The organism is Pseudomonas sp. RL_15y_Pfl2_60, assembly GCF_963970595.1.
Taxonomy (GTDB): domain Bacteria; phylum Pseudomonadota; class Gammaproteobacteria; order Pseudomonadales; family Pseudomonadaceae; genus Aquipseudomonas.
Genome location: NZ_CAXAOE010000005.1, coordinates 297,291 through 316,735, shown reverse-complemented (window position 1 = coordinate 316,735; position 19,445 = coordinate 297,291). Strand labels below are relative to the sequence as shown.

At 57.4% G+C, this 19,445-nt stretch carries 17 protein-coding genes; 11 read left to right on the top strand and 6 right to left on the bottom strand.

Annotated elements, in window-relative coordinates; translation table 11 throughout:
- The first annotated feature begins 336 nt into the window (after window positions 1-336).
- Both AACY26_RS15700 and AACY26_RS15695 read left to right on the top strand, forming a co-directional pair.
- On the top strand, window positions 337-738 hold the full coding sequence (locus AACY26_RS15700; RefSeq protein ID WP_339515535.1) for a GFA family protein: 402 nt from the start codon (window positions 337-339) through the stop codon (window positions 736-738).
- A gap of 28 nt (window positions 739-766) precedes the next feature.
- Window positions 767-1,549 carry a 3-hydroxybutyrate dehydrogenase gene (locus AACY26_RS15695; RefSeq protein ID WP_339515534.1) on the top strand — a complete coding sequence of 261 codons (783 nt, stop codon included), beginning with the start codon at window positions 767-769 and terminating at the stop codon, window positions 1,547-1,549.
- Between the two features lie 14 nt (window positions 1,550-1,563).
- Here AACY26_RS15695 and gbcB read toward each other — a convergent pair whose 3' ends face one another.
- Entirely contained in the window at window positions 1,564-2,667 is a 1,104-nt protein-coding gene (gene gbcB, locus AACY26_RS15690) for a glycine-betaine demethylase subunit GbcB (RefSeq protein WP_339515533.1), read from the bottom strand.
- Between the two features lie 364 nt (window positions 2,668-3,031).
- On the opposite strand from gbcB, the gene gbcA reads away from it, so the two are divergent.
- Window positions 3,032-4,324 (top strand): glycine-betaine demethylase subunit GbcA, encoded by a 1,293-nt coding sequence (gene gbcA / locus AACY26_RS15685; RefSeq protein ID WP_339515532.1) that lies wholly within the window; start codon window positions 3,032-3,034, stop codon window positions 4,322-4,324.
- A gap of 273 nt (window positions 4,325-4,597) precedes the next feature.
- Here gbcA and AACY26_RS15680 read toward each other — a convergent pair whose 3' ends face one another.
- From AACY26_RS15680 to choX, 4 genes are all read right to left on the bottom strand, one after another.
- Window positions 4,598-5,071 carry a thioesterase family protein gene (locus AACY26_RS15680; RefSeq protein WP_339515531.1) on the bottom strand — a complete coding sequence of 158 codons (474 nt, stop codon included), beginning with the start codon at window positions 5,069-5,071 and terminating at the stop codon, window positions 4,598-4,600.
- A 191-nt stretch (window positions 5,072-5,262) separates the two neighbouring features.
- A complete protein-coding gene (locus tag AACY26_RS15675) occupies window positions 5,263-6,228 on the bottom strand; it encodes an L-carnitine dehydrogenase (protein WP_339515530.1) in 966 nt (321 codons plus the stop codon).
- Window positions 6,229-6,273: 45 nt separating this feature from the next.
- Window positions 6,274-7,158, bottom strand: a complete 885-nt coding sequence (locus AACY26_RS15670) for a 3-keto-5-aminohexanoate cleavage protein (RefSeq protein ID WP_339515529.1) — start codon at window positions 7,156-7,158, stop codon at window positions 6,274-6,276.
- Window positions 7,159-7,233: 75 nt separating this feature from the next.
- A complete protein-coding gene (gene choX, locus AACY26_RS15665; protein ID WP_339515528.1) occupies window positions 7,234-8,169 on the bottom strand; it encodes a choline ABC transporter substrate-binding protein in 936 nt (311 codons plus the stop codon).
- Window positions 8,170-8,437: 268 nt separating this feature from the next.
- Between choX and AACY26_RS15660 the strand changes: the two genes are divergently transcribed.
- The 8 genes from AACY26_RS15660 (at window position 8,438) to AACY26_RS15625 (ending at window position 17,716) form a co-directional block, all read left to right on the top strand.
- Entirely contained in the window at window positions 8,438-9,379 is a 942-nt protein-coding gene (locus AACY26_RS15660; protein WP_339515527.1) for a GlxA family transcriptional regulator, read from the top strand.
- 241 nt (window positions 9,380-9,620) lie between these two features.
- Window positions 9,621-10,598: a dipeptidase gene (locus AACY26_RS15655; protein WP_339515526.1), complete on the top strand. Its 978-nt coding sequence runs from the start codon at window positions 9,621-9,623 to the stop codon at window positions 10,596-10,598.
- Between the two features lie 88 nt (window positions 10,599-10,686).
- The gene (locus tag AACY26_RS15650) at window positions 10,687-11,217 is read left to right on the top strand and encodes a DUF5943 domain-containing protein (protein WP_339515525.1); all 531 of its coding nucleotides are present in this window, start codon (window positions 10,687-10,689) and stop codon (window positions 11,215-11,217) included.
- Between the two features lie 39 nt (window positions 11,218-11,256).
- Window positions 11,257-13,317, top strand: a complete 2,061-nt coding sequence (gene dgcA, locus AACY26_RS15645) for a dimethylglycine demethylation protein DgcA (protein ID WP_339515524.1) — start codon at window positions 11,257-11,259, stop codon at window positions 13,315-13,317.
- Between the two features lie 170 nt (window positions 13,318-13,487).
- Window positions 13,488-15,437 carry a dimethylglycine demethylation protein DgcB gene (dgcB, locus tag AACY26_RS15640; protein WP_339515523.1) on the top strand — a complete coding sequence of 650 codons (1,950 nt, stop codon included), beginning with the start codon at window positions 13,488-13,490 and terminating at the stop codon, window positions 15,435-15,437.
- Complete coding sequence (etfA, locus tag AACY26_RS15635; protein ID WP_339515522.1) at window positions 15,434-16,657, top strand: electron transfer flavoprotein subunit alpha; 1,224 nt, start codon at window positions 15,434-15,436, stop codon at window positions 16,655-16,657. The genes dgcB and etfA overlap by 4 nt, the downstream gene beginning before the upstream one ends.
- Window positions 16,647-17,441, top strand: coding sequence for an electron transfer flavoprotein subunit beta (gene etfB, locus AACY26_RS15630; protein ID WP_339515521.1), 795 nt, complete (start codon window positions 16,647-16,649; stop codon window positions 17,439-17,441). Before etfA ends, etfB begins: the two co-directional genes overlap by 11 nt.
- A 23-nt stretch (window positions 17,442-17,464) precedes the next feature.
- Window positions 17,465-17,716, top strand: coding sequence for a hypothetical protein (locus AACY26_RS15625; RefSeq protein ID WP_010485833.1), 252 nt, complete (start codon window positions 17,465-17,467; stop codon window positions 17,714-17,716).
- A 111-nt stretch (window positions 17,717-17,827) separates the two neighbouring features.
- On the opposite strand, the gene AACY26_RS15620 is transcribed toward AACY26_RS15625, so the two are convergent.
- Window positions 17,828-18,931, bottom strand: coding sequence for a GlxA family transcriptional regulator (locus AACY26_RS15620; RefSeq protein ID WP_339515520.1), 1,104 nt, complete (start codon window positions 18,929-18,931; stop codon window positions 17,828-17,830).
- Window positions 18,932-19,445: the final 514 nt, after the last annotated feature.

The following is a 19,445-nucleotide window of genomic DNA, read 5'->3' as shown; positions in this document are numbered from 1 at the left end:
ATACTTATAAAAAACAAGCAAGCCAATTTCTATAAAAAAACATTAGAAACCGCAAAAACTGTGCAGCTTCTTGCGCACTCCTGCGCAACTTCTTGCGCATCCCTGTCCAGCCCTAGTGTCATGTTGGATGCGGCGGCTACAGCTAGGAATTCAGAAAAAAATATGCGCAGAAAATGGCGCAACAGGATTTTAGCGATCAGGCCAGAATTCCGCGCAAAGATTAACCAAACAAACGATACTTCTACACTTGCGCACCGGGCGCGGCGACCCCAATGCTGCAGCTTAGGAGCAAGTAGATTCGGCGCGGACAGACAGGGCATCAGTGCGAGGTGAAACATGCGTGGAAGTTGTTTGTGTGGGGCGATTGAATATCAGGTCGAGCAACTCGACATGCCCATCGGTCATTGCCACTGCGACACATGCCGCAAGGCGCATTCTGCAGTATTTGCCACCACAGCAGGCGTTCTGCGCGAGCATTTTCGCTGGCTGAAGGGCCAAGACAAACTCAGCACTTATGAGTCCTCGCCTGGCAAGCTCCGGCACTTTTGCTCGGTTTGCGGCTCTCAACTCATAGCCCAGAGGCCCGCACAGGGGCATGTCATTGTTCGGGTGGCAACGCTGGATGAAGACCCTGGCAGCAGGCCGGCGCACCATATCTGGTGCTCGCATGACAAGCCCTGGCTTGCACCTGACGACAGTGCGATACCGCGCTACCCCGAGTGGCAGCCGGGCCGCTAGCACAGCCTACAACGCAAGGAATCAGACTATGCAACTGCAAGGTAAAGTCGCTTTTATTACGGGAGCTGCCAGCGGTATTGGCAAACAAATCGCTGCAGTCTTTGCCGCCGAAGGTGCCAATGTGGTTATTGCTGATCTCGACTTCAAGGCCGCCCAGCAAACAGCCGAACTGCTTTCCGCCAGCCGCGGCCAAACCTTGGCGGTAGAAGTGGATGTAACCGATGAAGCCCAAGTCAACGCCGGAGTCGAGCTGGCCGTAAAGACCTTTGGCGGCATTGATATCCTGGTCAGCAATGCGGGTATTCAAATCATTCAACCGGTGCAGGATCTAAGCTATGCCGATTGGAAGAAGATGCTGGCGATCCATCTTGACGGCGCCTTTCTAACCACCAAGGCATGCCTCAAGCACATGTATGCCCAAGGCCGTGGCGGCAGCATTATCTATATGGGCTCGGTTCACTCCAAAGAAGCCTCCAAACTCAAAGCGCCTTATGTCACGGCCAAACACGGCTTGTTGGGACTGGCCAAAACTGTGGCCAAAGAAGCAGGCCCGGCCGGCATACACGCCAATGTGATTTGCCCCGGCTTTGTACGCACGCCGCTGGTTGACAAGCAAATTCCCGAGCAGGCTAAAGAGCTGGGCATTAGTGAGGAGCAGGTGATCAGCGATGTGATGATCAAGGACACCGTCGATGGTGAATTCACCAGTCTGGAGGATGTCGCCCGGGTAGCCCTGCTGTTTGCCGCCTTCCCCAGCAATGCGCTCACCGGTCAATCGCTGACCGTAAGCCATGGCTGGAGCATGGAATAAGCTGGCGATTTCCCCTAGAACTCAATCGCCACATCGCCTTGCGGCACGCTGCAGCATGACAGGATATAGCCTTCAGCAACGTCTTCATCGGTGATCCCGCCGTTGTGCTCCATGCTCACTTCGCCGGAAGTCTTAAGCACTTTGCAGGTGCCGCAAATCCCCATGCCGCAAGCCTTGGGGATATGCAGCCCCAACTGCGCAGCCGCTGAGTGCACCGTTTCCCCCGGTGCCACACGAATGCTCTTGCCGGTCAGGACGAACTCAACCTGGCGCAGATCAGTTGCTGGCACTTCAGCGGCATCGGCCGCCTCGGCAGCCAGCTCCTTAACCTCGGCCCGCACTTCTGGTGGGGTTGGACCAAAGGCCTCTTCGTGATAGCGCTGCATGTCATAGCCATTGGCTTGCAACAGACGCTTGACCGCCGCCATATAGGGCGTCGGCCCGCAGCAGAAAATTTCCCGATCCAGATAATCCGGGGCAATCAATTCCAGCATCGGCTGATTGAGGTAGCCGCGATAACCGGCCCAGGCTTCGCCCAGACCATGTTTCTCGCAGATGACATGCAGGCTGAAGTTATTGATCCGCGCGGCCATGTGCTCAAGTTCGCGGTGGTAAATGATGTCCTTGGGCGAACGTGCGCTGTGCACAAACACCATGTCGACATTGGCATTGGTGTCGTAAAACCAGCGCGCCATCGACATCACCGGAGTAATGCCAACACCGCCACTCAGAAACAGCACTTTATCGGTCGGAAAATCGATGGCGTTGAAATTACCTACAGGGCCATGCACGGCCAGATCCTGGCCTTCTTGCAGGTTGTCATGCAGCCAATTGGATACCTTGCCGCCCGGTACCCGCTTGATCGTGATCGAGAAGCTATACGGCACCGATGGCGCGCTGGAGATGGTGTAGGAGCGCATGATCGGCACACCGTCAATCTCAAGCTCAAGGGTGACGAACTGCCCCGGCTTGAAGAAGAACAGCACCGGCTGATCCGCCATAAAGCAGAAGGTGCGCACATCCCAGGTTTCCTGGATAACCTTGACGCAGCGCACCAAGTGCCGGCCGTTGCTCCAGGTTTGGGTGGTAACCGGGTTTAAAAAATCATTAGTGCTCATGCACGTGTCTCCGCGCGCGGCCGGTTATCGGCCTAGATGGGCGGATTGTGCTTAACGTGGATTGCCGCCATTTACCTGTCAGCGACACTCACATACTTATCGCGACCTGCCCTGTGCCACGGGCGATAGCGCGTCGGAAACTGATTCGGCCGTGTCGCCCATGGATATGGATCACAACGCCCGCCCAGCCACACTCGCCCTCAGCCGAAACACAAATATTCGCACCGACGGCCTGCGCTCAAATGCGCATTTTTAATTCAGCCAACCCGCCATTCGGCTGGCGCAAACAGACCCGTTGGTTCGCCTTGCGATTGCAGTTAAAACCACTTTTACGGCGGCCCAAACCGCCATTGAGGAGCTAATGATGGACGTCACTTCGACCCTGAGCCTGGGCGATCCTCTTGAGCCGGCACGCAAGGCCACAGCCGAGATGCTGCACAGCCGCGAGCGAACCTTCTCTTTGCCGCAACCCTTTTACAACGACGAACGGCTGTTCCAGATCGACATGCAGGAGATCTTCCACAAGGAGTGGTTGATTGCGGGCATGACCTGCGAGATTCCCACCAAGGGCAATTACCTGACCCTGCAAATCGGTGACAACCCGATCATCGTGATTCGCGGGGCCGAAGGGGCAGTCCACGCCTTTCACAACGTCTGTCGCCACCGTGGCTCACGCCTGTGCACCAGCGACAAAGGCAAAGTCGCCAAGCTGGTCTGCCACTACCATCAGTGGACCTACGAGCTCGACGGACGATTGATTTTCGCGGGCACTGAAATGGGCGCTGACTTCGACATGAAGCAGTACGGCCTCAAGCCGGTCAATTGCAAAACCGCGGGGGGCTATATCTTTATCTCGCTGGCCGAAACCCCGCCAGCGGTCGACGACTTTCTCGAAACCCTGGCTCATTACATGGAGCCTTACGACATGGAAAACACCAAGGTGGCGGCGCAAACCACCCTGGTTGAGAAGGCCAACTGGAAGCTGGTATTGGAGAACAACCGCGAGTGCTATCACTGCAATGGAGCACACCCGGAGCTACTGAAAAGCCTGCTGGAATGGGATGACGTCACCGATCCGCGCGCCGATCAGGCGTTCAAGGACCACGTGGCCGAGTCGGCTGCCAAATGGGAAGCCGAGAAAATTCCTTATGCCCACGCCAGCTTTGGCTTGCGTAACCGTATCGTGCGCATGCCGCTGCTTAAAGGCACCGAGTCGATGACCATGGATGGCAAGCGTGGCTGCCAGAAGCTGATGGGCCGCATTCAAAACCCGGAGCTTGGCTCCATGCGTATCCTGCATCTGCCCCATTCGTGGAACCACTGCATGGGCGATCACCTGATCGTATTCACGGTATGGCCCATTAGCGCGCAGGAAACCGTGGTCACCACCAAATGGCTGGTACACAAGGATGCGGTCGAAGGCGTTGATTACGACCCTGCCCGCCTCACCCAGGTCTGGGATGCAACCAACAATCAGGACCGGCGCCTGGCGGAAGAAAACCAGCGCGGCATCAACTCCAGCGCCTACCAACCCGGTCCCTATTCAAAAACCTACGAATTCGCAGTGGTTAACTTTATCGACTGGTACAGCGAGCGCCTGCTCAATAACCTGGGTGCTCAGCCAGTCCCCCAGTTGCGCCAAGTCGCGGCGGAGTAAGCCAAGCATGTCGTTGAGCTTGCTCGTGGTGATTGCGTTGTTGGTTTACGGACTAACAGCGCTGGTACCCAGCAACCCCAGCGACTAGGTAGCTGAAGCACGGTGGACAAGCTTCGCGTTGTCACACCCTACGCAGCGATTCCACTGTAGGGCGAACAGCGCTTTTCTGTCCGCCATTTGCAACACTGAACTTGCTGATATGACCACTTCTGGTGAACAAGCTGCGCGTTGTCACACCCTACGCATGGCCTTTACCGCTAGGGTGGATGGCTATCAGCGCTTGGGCAACCCTATGACCCGGCCGACATACACCGGCGCGGGCAAGTGTTGATGTGCCGCGGCCAAGGTATCGACCCGGGCTTGCACGGCGTCGGCAAATACCGCTGAACGCCCGGTGTTGACGTCGATATTCATCAGCATCTGTTCGCTCTCGGCCAAGGCAGCGTCAACTCCCGCCAAGTGCAGGCTGTGATGAATATGCAAGCGCTTTTGGTCATGGGCGAGGATTTGCGTACGCACTTCAACCTGCGCTCCAAGACGCACCTCGTTGAGGTAATTGAGGTGGCACTCAAGGGTATACAAGGTGTGGCCGGTACTCGCCCTGCCCGCCTCATCAAGCCCTAGATGATCCATCAGCGAATCGGTCGCATAGCTGAATATCAGCAGGTAAAAGGCATCGCGCAGGTGCTGATTGTAATCAACCCACTCAGGCAATACCTCGGTTTGGTAAGTGGTTAACCGAGTCATTCATGCTCCTTACAATGAGCTGCCGAGCCACGCCCGGCAGCGCATATTTAGGGATCCTCTGAAAAAGGTAGCGAGCGACGGGAGTACAAGGCGAAAAGGTGCGAAAAAGCGCAGTTTAGTGGCCCTAAATGAGCATTTAGAGCAGCTTTTCAACGCAGTAATACCTAGCGCAGTAGTTTTTCAGGGATTCCTTAGTCAGCGAAATCAAAACCGTGTTTAGCCTTGGTTTGCCGGATCGCCTCTTGCACGGCAATCAGGCAATCATCGCGGTAGCGCTCCAGCTCGGCAATGCTGCGCTCGCCTTGCTGCGCCGCTGTGCCTTCGACCACGCTGTCGATCAGGCCTTCAGTCAACTCTGGCGCCTCAAGATAGGTCCAGGGCAATTTCAGCGCCGGGCCAAACTGATTCATGAAGTGACGCATGCCAGCATCGCCACCGGCCAAAGTGTAAGTCAGGAATGTACCCATGAACGACCAACGCAAGCCCGCACCGAAGCGAATCGCATCATCGATTTCGCCCGTGGTGGCCACACCATCATTGACCAAGTGCAGCGCTTCACGCCACAAGGCTTCGAGCAGGCGGTCGGCAATAAACCCCGGCACCTCTTTGCGCACATGCAGCGCACGCATGCCGATGGCCGTATAGACCTGCATCGCCGCCTGTACCGCCTCGGGCGCGGTTTTCTCGCCACCGACCACCTCGACCAACGGCAGCAGGTAAACCGGATTGAACGGATGGCCAACTACGCAGCGCTGCGGGTTTTGCGAACTGGCGTAGAACTCGCTGGGCAAGAGCCCCGAGGTGCTTGAGCCGATCAGTACATCAGGTCGTGCCGAAGCGCTGATCCTGGCGTGCAGATCGAGCTTCAGCGCCAGCACTTCTGGGGCGCTTTCCTGAATAAAATCCGCGTCGCGTACACAGTCTTCAATGCTCTGGGCAAAGCGCAAGCGCTCCTGAGCGGCGCCGGGCGCCAAGCCTTGCTGCTCAAGTGCTGGCCAGGCATTGGCTACACGCTGACGCAATGCAGCTTCAGCACCCGGCGCTGGGTCCCAGGCCACTACGTCGAGGCCGTGGGCCAATGCCCGCGCCACCCAGCCACTGCCGATAACACCGGTACAAATGGCCGCGAAGGTTTTTACTTCAGTCACAAATTTCATATCGCTTCCTTCAAATCGCAAGGGCCAGCGGCCTGGCAAACGTGGTTATACGGCTTTGAGCTTCATCTTTTCGCGGCCCTCAGCCGGGGTCAGTGCGCGGCCGCCCAGGCGCTGGATGATTTCGATCACCCGCTCGACCAATTGACCGTTGGTGGCGTGGACGCCGCGATCCAGCCAAATGTTGTCCTCAAGCCCAACGCGGACATGACCGCCCAACAACATGGCTTGCGCTGCCATTGGCATTTGCGTACGACCGATACCAAAGCCGGCCCAGGTCGCGCCTGCGGGCAAGTTATCGACCATGGCTTTCATGCTCACGGTGTCTGCCGGAGCGCCCCACGGGATGCCCAGGCAAAGCTGGAACAGCGGATCTTCAAGCAAGCCTTCTTTCAGCATTTGCTTGGCGAACCAGAGGTGGCCGGTGTCAAAGATTTCCAGCTCGGCTTTAACGCCCAGCTCGGTAATGCGTTTAGCGCCAGCACGCAGCTGCGCGGGTGTGGAGACATAGATGTAGTCGCCATCACCAAAATTTAGGGTGCCGCAATCCAGGGTGCAGATTTCCGGACGCAATTCTTCAATATGCTTGAGACGCTCCATCGGACCGACCAGATCGGTGCCCGCGCCAAATTCCAACGGCTGCTCGCCCGGACCAATCTCAAGATCACCCCCCATACCGGCAGTGAGGTTGATAATCACGTCGGTATCGCTTTCGCGAATGCGCTCGACCACTTCGCGGTACAACTCGACATCACGACTTGGCTTGCCGGTTTCAGGATCACGTACGTGGCAATGGGCAACCGTAGCGCCAGCTTTAGCCGCTTCGATTGCCGCATCGGCAATTTGCTTAGGAGTCACGGGAATTGCCGGGTGCCGGCCGACGGTATCGCCAGCACCGGTAACTGCGCAGGTGACAATGACTTCATAATTCATGGCTGTGACTCCTAATTTCAGGCAACAAAAACCCATACGTGGCCAAGCCGCGCATGGGGGTTGTTCAGGGTTGAGTTACTTCAGCGCGGCAATAACGCTGTCTGCTGGTTTGCCGTCAAAGGTGGTGACGCCTTTGAGCCAGCCGCTGACGATTTGTGGATTAGCCTTTATCCAGTCGCGGGCGACATCTTCTGGCTTTTTACGGTCCATGATCGGCTGCATCAACTGGCTTTCCTGCTCGCTGGTGAAGCGCATGTTGCTCAGCAGTTGATTCACATTCGGGCAACGCTCGGCGTAATCCGGTGCAGTAACGGTCGAAACCGTGGCAGCGCCATCATTCGGGCCAAACACATCTTCAGTGCCGGTCAGGTAAGTGATTGGGTGCTGCAGGTTCATTGGGTGCGGCTTCCAGCCGAAGAACACGATTGGCTTGTTGCTGCGCGTGGCGCGGTTGACCGCAGCCAGCATGCCTGCCTCGCTGGATTCAATCAGCTTGAACTCGCCCAGACCAAACTGGTTGGTATCGATCATCTTTTTGATTGCGGTGTTGGCGCCTGAACCGGCATCAATCCCGTAAATCTTGCCATCGAGCTGATCCTTGAACTTGACGATATCGGCCATGGTGTTCAGGCCTTTGTCTGCCGCATAGGTCGGCACAGCAGGTGCAGCGACGGCATCATTGAGCGATGGCGTGTCCATCACCTTGACCGCCTTTTTCTCAAGGAACGGTTGGATATTGTCGTCCATGATCGGCTTCCAATAGCCGAGGAACACATCAATCTGGTCTTTCTGGATACCGGCGAAAATAATCTGCTGCGATGCTTGGGTCTGCTTGGTTTCATAGCCAAGCCCTTCAAGCAAAGTGGAGGCCACAGCGGTGGTTGCAACAACATCCGTCCAACCGACTGCACCGACACGCACGTTCTTACAGCTTGCTTGATCCGCAGCCAACAACGACGAGCTGCACAGGGCGAGTACACAGCCACCGGCGATTACATTTAGACGTTTCATGGTTTTGCTCCCTCACTTTACGGTTTATATCCAAGGCCTCGGTGTGCCGCGAAACAGCCTGCGACAGGGCCCGGATTTTGTTCTGTAGAGGCCTTTCGGCCCCTCCGTGTTCGGACTTGATAACGCCCGATGCAGCCACAATACCCAAGACCGTGCTGGATAAAGCGCACTTTAGCGACTACTTATGGAACTATAGCGACCTGGATGCCAACTGCTTTACGGCAGCTGAGCTGCGCTTCAACACATCGTTTGGAGGTAAATCAACGCAATGCCCACAACCTTCTGGTTCCTGTTGCTACCGGGGTTTTCGATGATGGGCTTGATGTCCTCCATTGAGCCGCTGCGCGTTGCCAATCGCTTCAAGGACGAGCTCTATGACTGGCGCCTGCTCAGCGTAGATGGCGGCCCGGTGCAAGCCAGTAATGGCATGTCGCTTAACGTTGAAAGCGCGCTGGATCACGACGACCGGCCGCATACGGTGTTTGTGATCAGCGGCTTTGAACCGCTCGGCGGCTACAGCCAGCCATTGTCGGCATGGCTGCACCGGCTGGATCGCGAAGGCGTGGTGATCGGCGCTATCGATACCGGCAGCTTTATCCTGGCCGAGGCCAAGTTGCTGGCTAAGCAGCGAATCACCCTGCACTGGGAAGCGATCAATGCATTCCAGGAGCGGTATCCGAGCCTGAAGGTGACTCAAGAGCTGTTCGAAATCGATGGCAAACGCATCACCACGGCTGGCGGTACATCGACCATTGACATGATGCTGACGCTGATTGCTCGCGATCACGGTGAGCCAATGGCGGTGAAGGTGTCTGAACAGTTCGTACTCGGGCGCATTCGCTCACGGCAAGATCATCAGCGCATGCAAGTCACCAGCCGCTACGGTGTGCATAACAAAAAGCTCAGCCTGGTGATCGCCGAGATAGAACGGCGCAGTGAAAACCCGCTGACCCCGCGACAGCTGGCTGACCTGGTGCAGATTACCCCGCGCCAGTTGGAGCGCTTGTTTCGCCAGCACCTAAATGACACCCCGGCCAACTTCTACCTGAATCTGCGCCTGGATAAAGCCCGGCAATTGCTCCGTCAAAGCGACATGAGCGTGCTCGAAGTCGCCCTCGCCTGCGGTTTTGAGTCTTCCTCCTATTTCTCGCGGCGCTACCGCAAGCGCTTTCAGATCAGCCCCAGCCAAGACCGCCACGAACACCAATAGCCTTTTGATCGGATGATTAACGGTGGACAAGCTGCGCGTTGTCGCACCCTACGTGGTGACGATGGCTAGAGAGGAACACGCTTTATCCTTTCACCAGATGACCTGTCCGTTTGCGACCTGGGCTTGACGCTTTCGGCAATCCCTCAGTCGTTTTTGCATCGGGTTACTTCACCCCTCGGGGATATGCTCACCTCAAAGCGTCATCAATAGATGTGACGTCACAACTTGAGGGGACAGCCTGATGAACCCAGCCGAATTACACGCCGACAGCATCGTTATTGACGGGCTGATCATCGCAAAATGGAACCGTGAACTCTTTGAAGACATGCGTAAAGGCGGCCTCACCGCGGCCAACTGCACCGTGTCGGTCTGGGAAGGTTTTCAGGCAACAGTAAACAACATCGGTGCCAGCCAGAAACTGATCCGCGAGAACAGCGACCTGGTTATCCCGGTGCGTACCACCGCCGATATCCGCGCGGCGAAGGAGCAAGGCAAAACCGGGATCATCTTTGGCTTCCAGAATGCCCATGCATTTGAAGACCAGATTGCCTATGTCGAAATCTTCAAGCAGCTTGGCGTTGGCATCGTGCAGATGTGCTACAACACCCAGAATCTGGTAGGCACCGGCTGCTATGAGCGTGACGGCGGTCTTTCCGGATTTGGCCGCGAAATCGTTGCCGAGATGAATCGCGTCGGCATCATGTGCGACCTGTCTCACGTAGGCTCCAAGACCAGCGAAGAAGTCATTCTCGAATCGAAAAAGCCCGTGTGCTACTCGCACTGCCTTCCGAGCGGACTCAAGGATCACCCACGCAACAAATCCGATGAAGAACTGAAATTCATCGCCGACCACGGCGGTTTTGTCGGGGTCACCATGTTTGCGCCCTTCCTCGCCAAAGGCATTGATTCCACCATCGATGATTACGCCGAAGCCATCGAATACGTGATGAACATCGTCGGTGAAGACGCCATCGGTATTGGCACCGATTTCACCCAGGGCCACGGCCAGGATTTCTTTGAGTGGCTGACCCACGACAAAGGCTACGCACGCCGCCTGACCAGCTTCGGCAAGATCGTTAACCCGCTGGGCATCCGTACCGTGGGCGAATTCCCCAACCTCACCGAGACGCTGCTCAAGCGCGGCATGCCCGAGCGCGTAGTGCGCAAGGTCATGGGCGACAACTGGGTTCGTGTGCTCGCCGACGTTTGGGGCCAATAGCCCGGCCTCCCCGAACCACTTGGATATGCCCAACGCATTTTTAAAGGCAAGGCCCCGGCTTTGCAGACCTAGTTTTTGGAGTTTGAACATGTCTACACACGCACCCGAAATGCCAATCCAAGTCGATGATGAAACCGGGGTCTGGACCACCGATGCCCTGCCGATGCTCTATGTTCCAAGGCATTTCTTCGTCAACAACCACAAAGGTATCGAAGAGGTTTTGGGGGCAGATGCCTATGCCGAAATCCTCTACAAAGCCGGCTATAAATCTGCCTGGCACTGGTGCGAGAAAGAAGCTGAATGTCACGGCCTGAAAGGCGTAGCTGTATTCGAGCACTACATGAAGCGTCTCTCGCAGCGCGGCTGGGGCTTGTTCAAGATCGAGCACATCAATCTTGAGAAAGGCAGCGCCGAGGTGCGTCTCGAACATTCGGCATTTGTTTATGTATATGGCAAGTGCGGGCGCAAGGTCGACTACATGTTCACTGGCTGGTTTGCCGGGGCCATGGACCAGATCCTCGAAGCCAGCGGCAGCCCGCTACGGACTGTTGCCGAACAAGAATTCGGCGCATCCGAAGAAGGCCACGAACACGGCCTTTTTATTGTTAAACCTGTTTGACCCAGCCGTTTTAAAGCGCCACCTGTTGAGGAGTAAGAAATGGCTTTCGAGGCAATGTTCCAGCCGATCCAGATCGGCAAACTGACTGTCCGCAACCGTGTAATCAGCACCGCGCACGCCGAGGTGTACGCCACCGACGGCGGCATGACGACCGAGCGTTACGTCAAGTATTACGAGGAAAAGGCCAAGGGCGGTATCGGCCTGGCGATTTGCGGTGGATCATCGGTCGTTGCCATCGACAGCCCGCAACAGTGGTGGAGTTCGGTCAACCTGTCGACCGATCGCATCATCCCGCACTTCCAGAATCTGGCCGACGCCATGCACAAGCACGGCGCCAAGATCATGATCCAGATTACCCACATGGGCCGTCGCTCGCGCTGGGACGGCTACCATTGGCCAACGCTGATGTCGCCATCGGGCATCCGCGAGCCGGTTCACCGCGCCACCTGCAAGACAATTGAACCCGAGGAAATCTGGCGGGTGATCGGCAACTACGCCCAGGCTGCACGCCGCGCCAAGGCAGGCGGGCTCGATGGCGTCGAATTGTCAGCGGTGCACCAGCACATGATCGACCAATTCTGGTCGCCACGGGTCAACAAGCGTGAAGACGAATGGGGCGGCACTTTTGAGAAGCGCATGCGCTTTGGCCTGGAAGTGCTTAAAGCGGTGCGTGCGGAAGTCGGCGATGACTTTTGCGTGGGCATCCGTTTGTGCGGTGACGAATTTCACCCGGACGGTCTCACCCACGAAGACATGAAGCAAATCGCCAAGTATTACGACGACACCGGCATGCTCGACTTTATCGGCGTGGTCGGCTCGGGCTGCGACACGCACAACACCCTGGCCAACGTGATTCCCAACATGAGCTACCCGCCAGAGCCCTTCTTGCATCTGGCAGCGGGCATCAAGGAAGTGGTCAAGGTTCCGGTGCTTCACGCACAGAACATCAAGGATCCCAACCAGGCCACGCGTATTCTTGAAGGCGGCTATGTCGACATGGTCGGCATGACCCGCGCGCACATCGCTGACCCGCACCTGATCGCCAAGATCAAGATGGGCCAGGTTGACCAGATCAAGCAGTGTGTCGGCGCCAACTACTGCATTGACCGCCAGTATCAAGGCCTGGATGTGCTGTGCATTCAAAACGCCGCCACCTCCCGTGAATACATGGGCGTGCCGCATATCATCGAGAAAACCAGCGGGGTCAAACGCAAAGTGGTGGTGGTCGGCGGTGGCCCAGCCGGGATGGAAGCCGCGCGCGTCGCGGCAGAGCGCGGCCATGATGTGACCCTGTTCGAGAAGAAAGACCAACTCGGCGGGCAAATCACCACGGCATCCAAAGCCCCGCAGCGTGACCAGATTGCTGGTATCACCCGTTGGTTCCAGCTCGAACTGGCACGATTGAATGTAGACCTGCGCCTCGGAACAGGCGCCGATGAAGCAACGATTCTCGACTTACGCCCAGACATTGTGGTGCTGGCCAACGGCGGTCACCCCTTTATCGAGCAAAACCCGCAATGGGGCGCGGAAGAAGGCTTGATCGTCAGCAGTTGGGACATTCTCGATGGCAAGGTCGCGCCTGGTAAGAACGTGTTGGTCTACGACACCATTTGCGAATTCACCGGAATGTCAGTGGCTGATTTCCTCGCTGACAAAGGCGCGCAGGTCGAAATCGTCACCGACGATATCAAGCCCGGCGTCGCCATTGGTGGCACATCGTTCCCTACTTACTACCGCAGCATGTACCCCAAGGAAGTGATCATGACCGGCGACCTGATGCTGGAAAAGGTCTATCGCGAAGGTGACAAGCTGGTCGCGGTGCTGGAGAACGAATACACCGGCGCCCATGAAGAGCGAGTGATCGACCAAGTGGTTGTCGAGAACGGCGTGCGCCCCGACGAGCGCCTGTACTACGCACTCAAGGACGGCTCGCGCAACAAAGGCCAGATCGACGTCGAAGCACTATTCGCCATTCAACCGCAGCCTTGCCTGAGCGAGAGCGGCGATGGCTACTTGCTGTTTCGTATCGGCGACTGCGTAGCCCAGCGTAATACCCATGCAGCCATCTACGACGCCCTTAGGCTGTGTAAAGACTTTTGATCGGCCCCTGGGAGCGCTGCGCGGCGTTGTTCACCTTGCTCAGCGCACTCACGTGAATGGCTGATGGCTAAGAGCAAAGGCAGCAAGCCTTTGCTGAAGAATACAAGCTGGTGAGTTGGCGCTTGGCCGTCTCACTTCAGGTTTTGCGGTCCCGCCAAGGAGACCCGATGATGTTGCATACCGTTTTGCCGATTCTGCTATTTGCCGCACTGGCGCTGGCCGTGATCGGTGCGCTGAAACGCTTTGCCATGTGGCGCCGCGGCAGAGCTGCGCAGGTTGACTGGCTTGGCGGGCTGCTGGCCATGCCGCGCCGCTATATGGTTGATCTGCACCACGTTGTGGCGCGCGATAAATATATCGCCAACACCCACGTCGCAACGGCTGGCGGCTTCGTGCTGGCCGCTGTGCTAGCAATTCTGGTGCATGGCTTTGGCCTGCATAACCGGATTTTGGGCTTCACCCTTTTGACTGCGACTGCGTTGATGTTTATCGGTGCAGTGTTCGTCGCCAAGCGCCGCCTCAACCCACCGGCGCGGCTGTCAAAAGGGCCGTGGATGCGTCTGCCGAAAAGCCTGCTGGTGTTTTCCGCCAGCCTGTTTATTGCCACGTTGCCGGTGGCCGGGATTCTGCCTGCTGGTTTTGGCGGCTGGCTGCTGGCTGTCGTATTGCTGGTAGGTATTGCCTGGGGCGTCAGCGAATTGTTCTTCGGCATGACCTGGGGCGGGCCGATGAAGCACGCCTTTGCCGGTGCGCTGCATCTGGCTTGGCACCGGCGCGCCGAACGTTTTGGCGGTGGCCGTTCCACTGGCCTGAAAGCGCTTGATCTGGATGACCCGCAAGCGCCCCTTGGTGTTGAGAAACCCAGCGATTTCACCTGGAACCAGTTACTCGGTTTTGATGCCTGCGTGCAATGCGGTAAATGTGAAGCCGCATGCCCGGCCTTTGCCGCTGGCCAGCCGCTGAATCCGAAAAAACTCATTCAAGACATGGTCGTTGGCCTAGCCGGTGGCACTGACGCCAAGTTTGCCGGCTCGCCCTATCCGGGCAAGAACATCGGTGAACACAGCGGTGGCCCGCACTTGCCCATTGTCTCGCTGGACGGCAAGGCGCTGGTTGATGCCGAAACGCTGTGGTCTTGCACTACCTGTCGCGCCTGCGTTGAAGAATGCCCGATGATGATCGAGCACGTCGATGCCATCGTCGATATGCGCCGCCACCTGACCCTGGAAAGAGGCGCCACGCCCAATAAAGGCGCGGAAGTTTTGGAAAACCTGATTGCCACCGACAATCCCGGCGGCTTCGCACCCGGTGGACGCTTGAACTGGGCGGCAGACCTGGACTTACCCTTGATGCGCGACAAGCAGCAGGCCGATGTGTTGTTCTGGGTCGGTGACGGCGCCTTCGACATGCGCAATCAACGCACCTTGCGTGCACTGGTCAAAGTGCTTAAAGCCGCCAATGTCGACTTCGCCGTACTCGGGCTGGAAGAACGCGACAGCGGCGATGTGGCGCGTCGCCTGGGTGATGAAGCGACTTTCCAACAACTGGCCAAACGCAATATCAGCACCTTGGCGCAATACCGTTTCAACACCATCGTCAGCGCGGACCCGCACAGCTTTCATGTGCTGAAAAACGAATACGGCGCCTTTGGGGGTGATTACAACGTGCTGCATCACAGCACTTATATCGAGCAACTGATCAGCAGCGCAAAGCTCAAGCTGGGCCAACACAAGGGCGCCTCGGTGACCTATCACGACCCTTGCTACCTCGGGCGCTACAACGGTGAATACGAGGCGCCGCGCAGCGTGCTTAAAGCGATTGGTATCGAGGTCAAGGAGATGCAACGCTCGGGCTTCCGTTCACGCTGCTGCGGTGGTGGAGGCGGTGCACCGATCACTGATATTCCGGGCAAACAGCGGATTCCAGACATGCGCATGGTCGATATCAAGGAAACCGGCGCTGAAATCGTCGCGGTAGGCTGCCCGCAATGCACCGCCATGCTTGAAGGGGTGGTTGAACCTCGCCCGCAAGTCAAAGATATCGCCGAGCTGGTTGCCGAAGTATTAATCGAAACAACAGCCACTCGCCCTGCCCAACGCGAAGCAGTGGAGGCCGTATGAGTGACATTATTCGCCGCGACCCGCGTGCCGAGTGGATAGCGCGCAATCGCCTGCACCCACTGCACAGCAGCCTGCAAACTAGCGTCGCCAGTTGGCTCAGCGCGGCTGGCGTAACCCGCAAAAATCCCCATGCCGTTGGCTTCATTGGCCCTAATGGAATCAAGCGCATCGACCGCTCGGGCGCGCAGCAAACCAGCAGCGGCAAACGCAGCAGCGCACCAAGCGTGGTGCAGTTGCCGCTGCATATTGTCGAGCAACCGGCATTCTATATCTGCGTGGTGCCGGACATGGTCGGCGGTCGCCTGAGCAGCCACGACAAGGACCTGCTGGGCCTTGCCCATAAGCTGGCGGGCACAGAAGGCGCCGTGGTTGCGATTGTCTTCGCCGAACACAAGGAGAGCGGGTTCGACACCGCAGGCGTCGACCGTATTGTGCACTTCACTGACGCGGTGTTTGATGGCTATTCACCAGAACAGCGCGTGCAGGCATTGTCGCGGGTTGAAAACCAGCTTGCACCGCGCCACTGGCTACTGCCTGACAGCCGCAATGGCGGCGGTGAGCTAGGCCGCAGGCTGGCCGCAAGATTGTCAGAGCGTCCGGCAACCCGTGTTTGGCAAGTAGCCAATGAGCAAAGCATCGGTCGCGCCGGGGCTGGTCGGGAGGACCTGCAACGCCCGGCACCGCGCTTGATTCTGGCCTCGGCAGAATGCGCAGAACCGATCAGTGAAACCCGTCATCAGGCGCAACCCATGCAGCTACAAGACGCGATCAACCCAAGTCGCTCACGCATCAAGGACCTTGGCGCGGTGGCTGTTGATCCAGCATTGATTCCAATGGCTGAGGCTGAGTTCATCTTGTCTGGCGGTAACGGCGTTAAAGACTGGTCACTCTTTCACCAGGCGGCAGAAACCCTGGGCGCCACCGAAGGTGCATCACGGGTGGCCGTCGATGACGGTTTTATGCCGCGCAATCGGCAAGTAGGCGCGACCGGAACCTGGGTCACGGCGCGGGTCTATCTGGCCGTTGGGATTTCAGGCGCCATCCAGCACCTGCAAGGAATTGGCGCTTGCGACAAGGTGGTCGCGGTGAACATGGACGCCAACTGCGATATGGTTAAACGCGCTGATTTATCGGTCATTGGCGACTCAGCGGCAATCCTTCAAGCACTGATTGCCCGCATTGAAGCCCATCGCCAAGGAGGCATTCGCGATGCAGCCTAGCTCCCTAGACGCACCAGCGCTCAATGTTGTGGCGCTGGTTTCAATCGGCGCCCATCCGACCTCCGGCAGGCCCCGGCGCGCTGAACAAGATGCCCGCGCAGTCGAACTTGGCTTGCGCCTCGCCGGCGAGGCCATGCAAGTGGTGCATGCTGGCGACGCGCAACAAGAAGCCTTGCGAAGCTACTTGGGCATGGGCATCCAACAACTTCATGTACTTGAGCAGCCGCCGCAAGCCGATGTACTCCATGCGCTCAGCGATTACTTACTCGACAGCGATGCCCAACTCATTCTGACCGGCAGCCAAGCTGAAACCGGCGAGGGCTCGGGCATGCTTCCCTATCTGCTGGCCGAGCAGCTCGGTTGGCCAATTGTGGTGGGGCTGGCCGAGGTTGAGCACATCGACCAGGGCGTTGCCCATGTATTACAAGCACTGCCTCGCGGCCAACGCCGACGCCTTCAGGTCCAGATGCCCTTTATCGCCAGCGTCGACAACGCCGCGCCGCTTGCCAGGCAAAGTGCTTTCGGCCCCGCACGGCGTGGCGAGCTGACAGTAAAAGCCGCCAATGTCTGCCCGGATCAGTTGTTTAAAGAGGGTCAATTACAGCCTGCGCGGCCGCGACCTAAACGACTCAAAGTCATCAAGGCCAAAACTGGCGCCGAACGGATGAAAGCCGCCACGGCCAAGGCATCAGGCGGTGGCGGCCAGGTGCTTAAAGACTGCTCGCCAACCGAGGCCGCCGAGGCTATCTTCAAGTTATTACTGGATGAAGGCGTGCTGCGTTAAGCCGCCAGCACAGGAGATTAATCATGATGCACGCTGACCTGATCGACCAGGAAGACCTGCGCGAACGCCTCAATGCAATTGGCTTGGCGATCCCATCAGGCGCAAGCGCCGAGCAAGCCTGCGCACAAGCCGTAAGTGGTTTGAGCCCTGACCGGGCAGTGGCGTTACGCCGTGTGGTTGAAGAGTTGCTCGGCGGCAGCGCGACACTATTACCGGCGGTGCGTGAAGCTGTTTCACGCACGCTATTGCCGGCGTTGGTGCCTAAACCGAAATAAACCGGTTTTTACGCCTAAGGAACAAGACACCTTTCGTCGCCATCCGTGGTTGTTGATGTTCCGATCCCCCACGGCGGACAAGCTTCGCGTTGCCCGCCCTACACTCAAGCCCTAAAGGCGCACACTGGCAAAGGTTGACTCACCTTGTGCGCGAGTCAATGCAGCCATGGCGCTGGAAGACGAAGGCCGCATCAGGTCTTCGGTCACAGGCACCAGCGAGACAATCTTCGACAGACTATTACCCGCACGCTCGTCACGCGGCGGAATACCGAAATACTCGCGATAGCACTTGGAAAAATGCGGTGTCGAAACAAAGCCACACACCGAAGCCACTTCGATAATCGACATCGAGGTTTGCTTGAGCAACTGGCGCGCACGAATCAGACGCAGCTTCAGGTAATAGCGCGACGGTGAACAATGCAGGTACTTCTGGAACAACCGCTCCAGTTGACGCCGCGACACATCGACATAACAAGCCAGCTCGTCGAGATCGATGGGCTCTTCCAGGTTTGCCTCCATCAAGGCCACGATTTCCTGCAGCTTTGGCTGGTTGGTACCGAGCATGTGCTTAAGCGGAACCCGCTGGTGATCCTGCTCGTTACGAATACGCTCGTAGATAAACATTTCGGAAATGGCCGCCGCTAATTCACGGCCATGCTCGCGACCGATCTTGTGCAACATCATATCCATCGGTGCGGTGCCGCCAGACGAGGTGTTGCGGTTACGGTCAATCGAAAACAGGCGTGTGGTAATCGCCGCACGGGGGAAAGCTTCCTGCATGGAGGCCAGGCACTCCCAATGCACGCTGCAATCGTAGCCATCGAGCAGACCGGCTTTGGCCAAGGCCCAACTACCGGTGCAGACAGCGCCTATGTGACGCCCATGACGCGCCTGTTGCTGCAGCCACTGCAAATGCTCGCGCGTGACGCTGCGCTGAATATCAACGCCGCCGCAGACAATCACCGAGTCCAGTTTGGGCACGCTGGAAAGCGAAGCATCCGGACTGATGTTCAGTCCATCACTGGCCGAAACCGTCGCCCCCGTGAGCGTTATGGTGTACCACCGATACAACTCTTTGCCAGAAAGCTGATTGGCCATGCGCAGCGGCTCAATTGCCGAGGCCAGAGAAATCAGAGTGAAGTTATCCAGAAGCAAAAAGCCGATGGTCTGAGGTAACGGGTTCGGAGGCTGGCCCCCGGCGGTGGACTGCGACATTAAGCAAACCCTCACACAAGCACGTAGTTGAGCTTTATCAGCCCTTTCTTGGAATAGATCTACGATTTCCAGCGCAACGCTCAGACGGGTCAGGAACAGTTCAGTCATTGTTTCTAACGCAACATCGACACCGTGCATCGTGATCAAACACGCAACGTCTGGCCTACTGCAGCCCCAGACTGGCCCTAATCGCAACGCAAAGGCCATGCCTAAATTGACTGGCCGTTCAATAATAAATTGCAGGTCGCTGCAAGCCGCATAAAATCGGCATGCGCAGTCGCGACAAAACGATCCGAAAAACGACCTGTAAGCCAGCTACCATAAGGGTTTGAGCATTTCGGTAGCACCATTCAAACGACCGTTTGTAACCAGGCCTCAATTTCCAAGCAGCGCAGTAACAGACGAGCGGTAAGCGTCCCGATCGAGCTTGCCTGGAGTGCCAATCATTGCACGCTGTTGTTGGCGCACCTAAAGAGGGCATTGAGTTATTTCCTGTGCCGCTAATGCTCAAACT

What these genes read in the sequence shown, in the direction of transcription:
- AACY26_RS15700 (WP_339515535.1), top strand. Translation starts at nt 337, where the DNA reads ATGCGTGGAAGTTGTTTGTGTGGGGCGATTGAATATCAGGTCGAGCAA.
- AACY26_RS15695 (WP_339515534.1), top strand. Translation starts at nt 767, where the DNA reads ATGCAACTGCAAGGTAAAGTCGCTTTTATTACGGGAGCTGCCAGCGGT.
- gbcB (WP_339515533.1), bottom strand. Translation starts at nt 2,667, where the DNA reads ATGAGCACTAATGATTTTTTAAACCCGGTTACCACCCAAACCTGGAGC.
- gbcA (WP_339515532.1), top strand. Translation starts at nt 3,032, where the DNA reads ATGGACGTCACTTCGACCCTGAGCCTGGGCGATCCTCTTGAGCCGGCA.
- AACY26_RS15680 (WP_339515531.1), bottom strand. Translation starts at nt 5,071, where the DNA reads ATGACTCGGTTAACCACTTACCAAACCGAGGTATTGCCTGAGTGGGTT.
- AACY26_RS15675 (WP_339515530.1), bottom strand. Translation starts at nt 6,228, where the DNA reads ATGAAATTTGTGACTGAAGTAAAAACCTTCGCGGCCATTTGTACCGGT.
- AACY26_RS15670 (WP_339515529.1), bottom strand. Translation starts at nt 7,158, where the DNA reads ATGAATTATGAAGTCATTGTCACCTGCGCAGTTACCGGTGCTGGCGAT.
- choX (WP_339515528.1), bottom strand. Translation starts at nt 8,169, where the DNA reads ATGAAACGTCTAAATGTAATCGCCGGTGGCTGTGTACTCGCCCTGTGC.
- AACY26_RS15660 (WP_339515527.1), top strand. Translation starts at nt 8,438, where the DNA reads ATGCCCACAACCTTCTGGTTCCTGTTGCTACCGGGGTTTTCGATGATG.
- AACY26_RS15655 (WP_339515526.1), top strand. Translation starts at nt 9,621, where the DNA reads ATGAACCCAGCCGAATTACACGCCGACAGCATCGTTATTGACGGGCTG.
- AACY26_RS15650 (WP_339515525.1), top strand. Translation starts at nt 10,687, where the DNA reads ATGTCTACACACGCACCCGAAATGCCAATCCAAGTCGATGATGAAACC.
- dgcA (WP_339515524.1), top strand. Translation starts at nt 11,257, where the DNA reads ATGGCTTTCGAGGCAATGTTCCAGCCGATCCAGATCGGCAAACTGACT.
- dgcB (WP_339515523.1), top strand. Translation starts at nt 13,488, where the DNA reads ATGTTGCATACCGTTTTGCCGATTCTGCTATTTGCCGCACTGGCGCTG.
- etfA (WP_339515522.1), top strand. Translation starts at nt 15,434, where the DNA reads ATGAGTGACATTATTCGCCGCGACCCGCGTGCCGAGTGGATAGCGCGC.
- etfB (WP_339515521.1), top strand. Translation starts at nt 16,647, where the DNA reads ATGCAGCCTAGCTCCCTAGACGCACCAGCGCTCAATGTTGTGGCGCTG.
- AACY26_RS15625 (WP_010485833.1), top strand. Translation starts at nt 17,465, where the DNA reads ATGATGCACGCTGACCTGATCGACCAGGAAGACCTGCGCGAACGCCTC.
- AACY26_RS15620 (WP_339515520.1), bottom strand. Translation starts at nt 18,931, where the DNA reads ATGTCGCAGTCCACCGCCGGGGGCCAGCCTCCGAACCCGTTACCTCAG.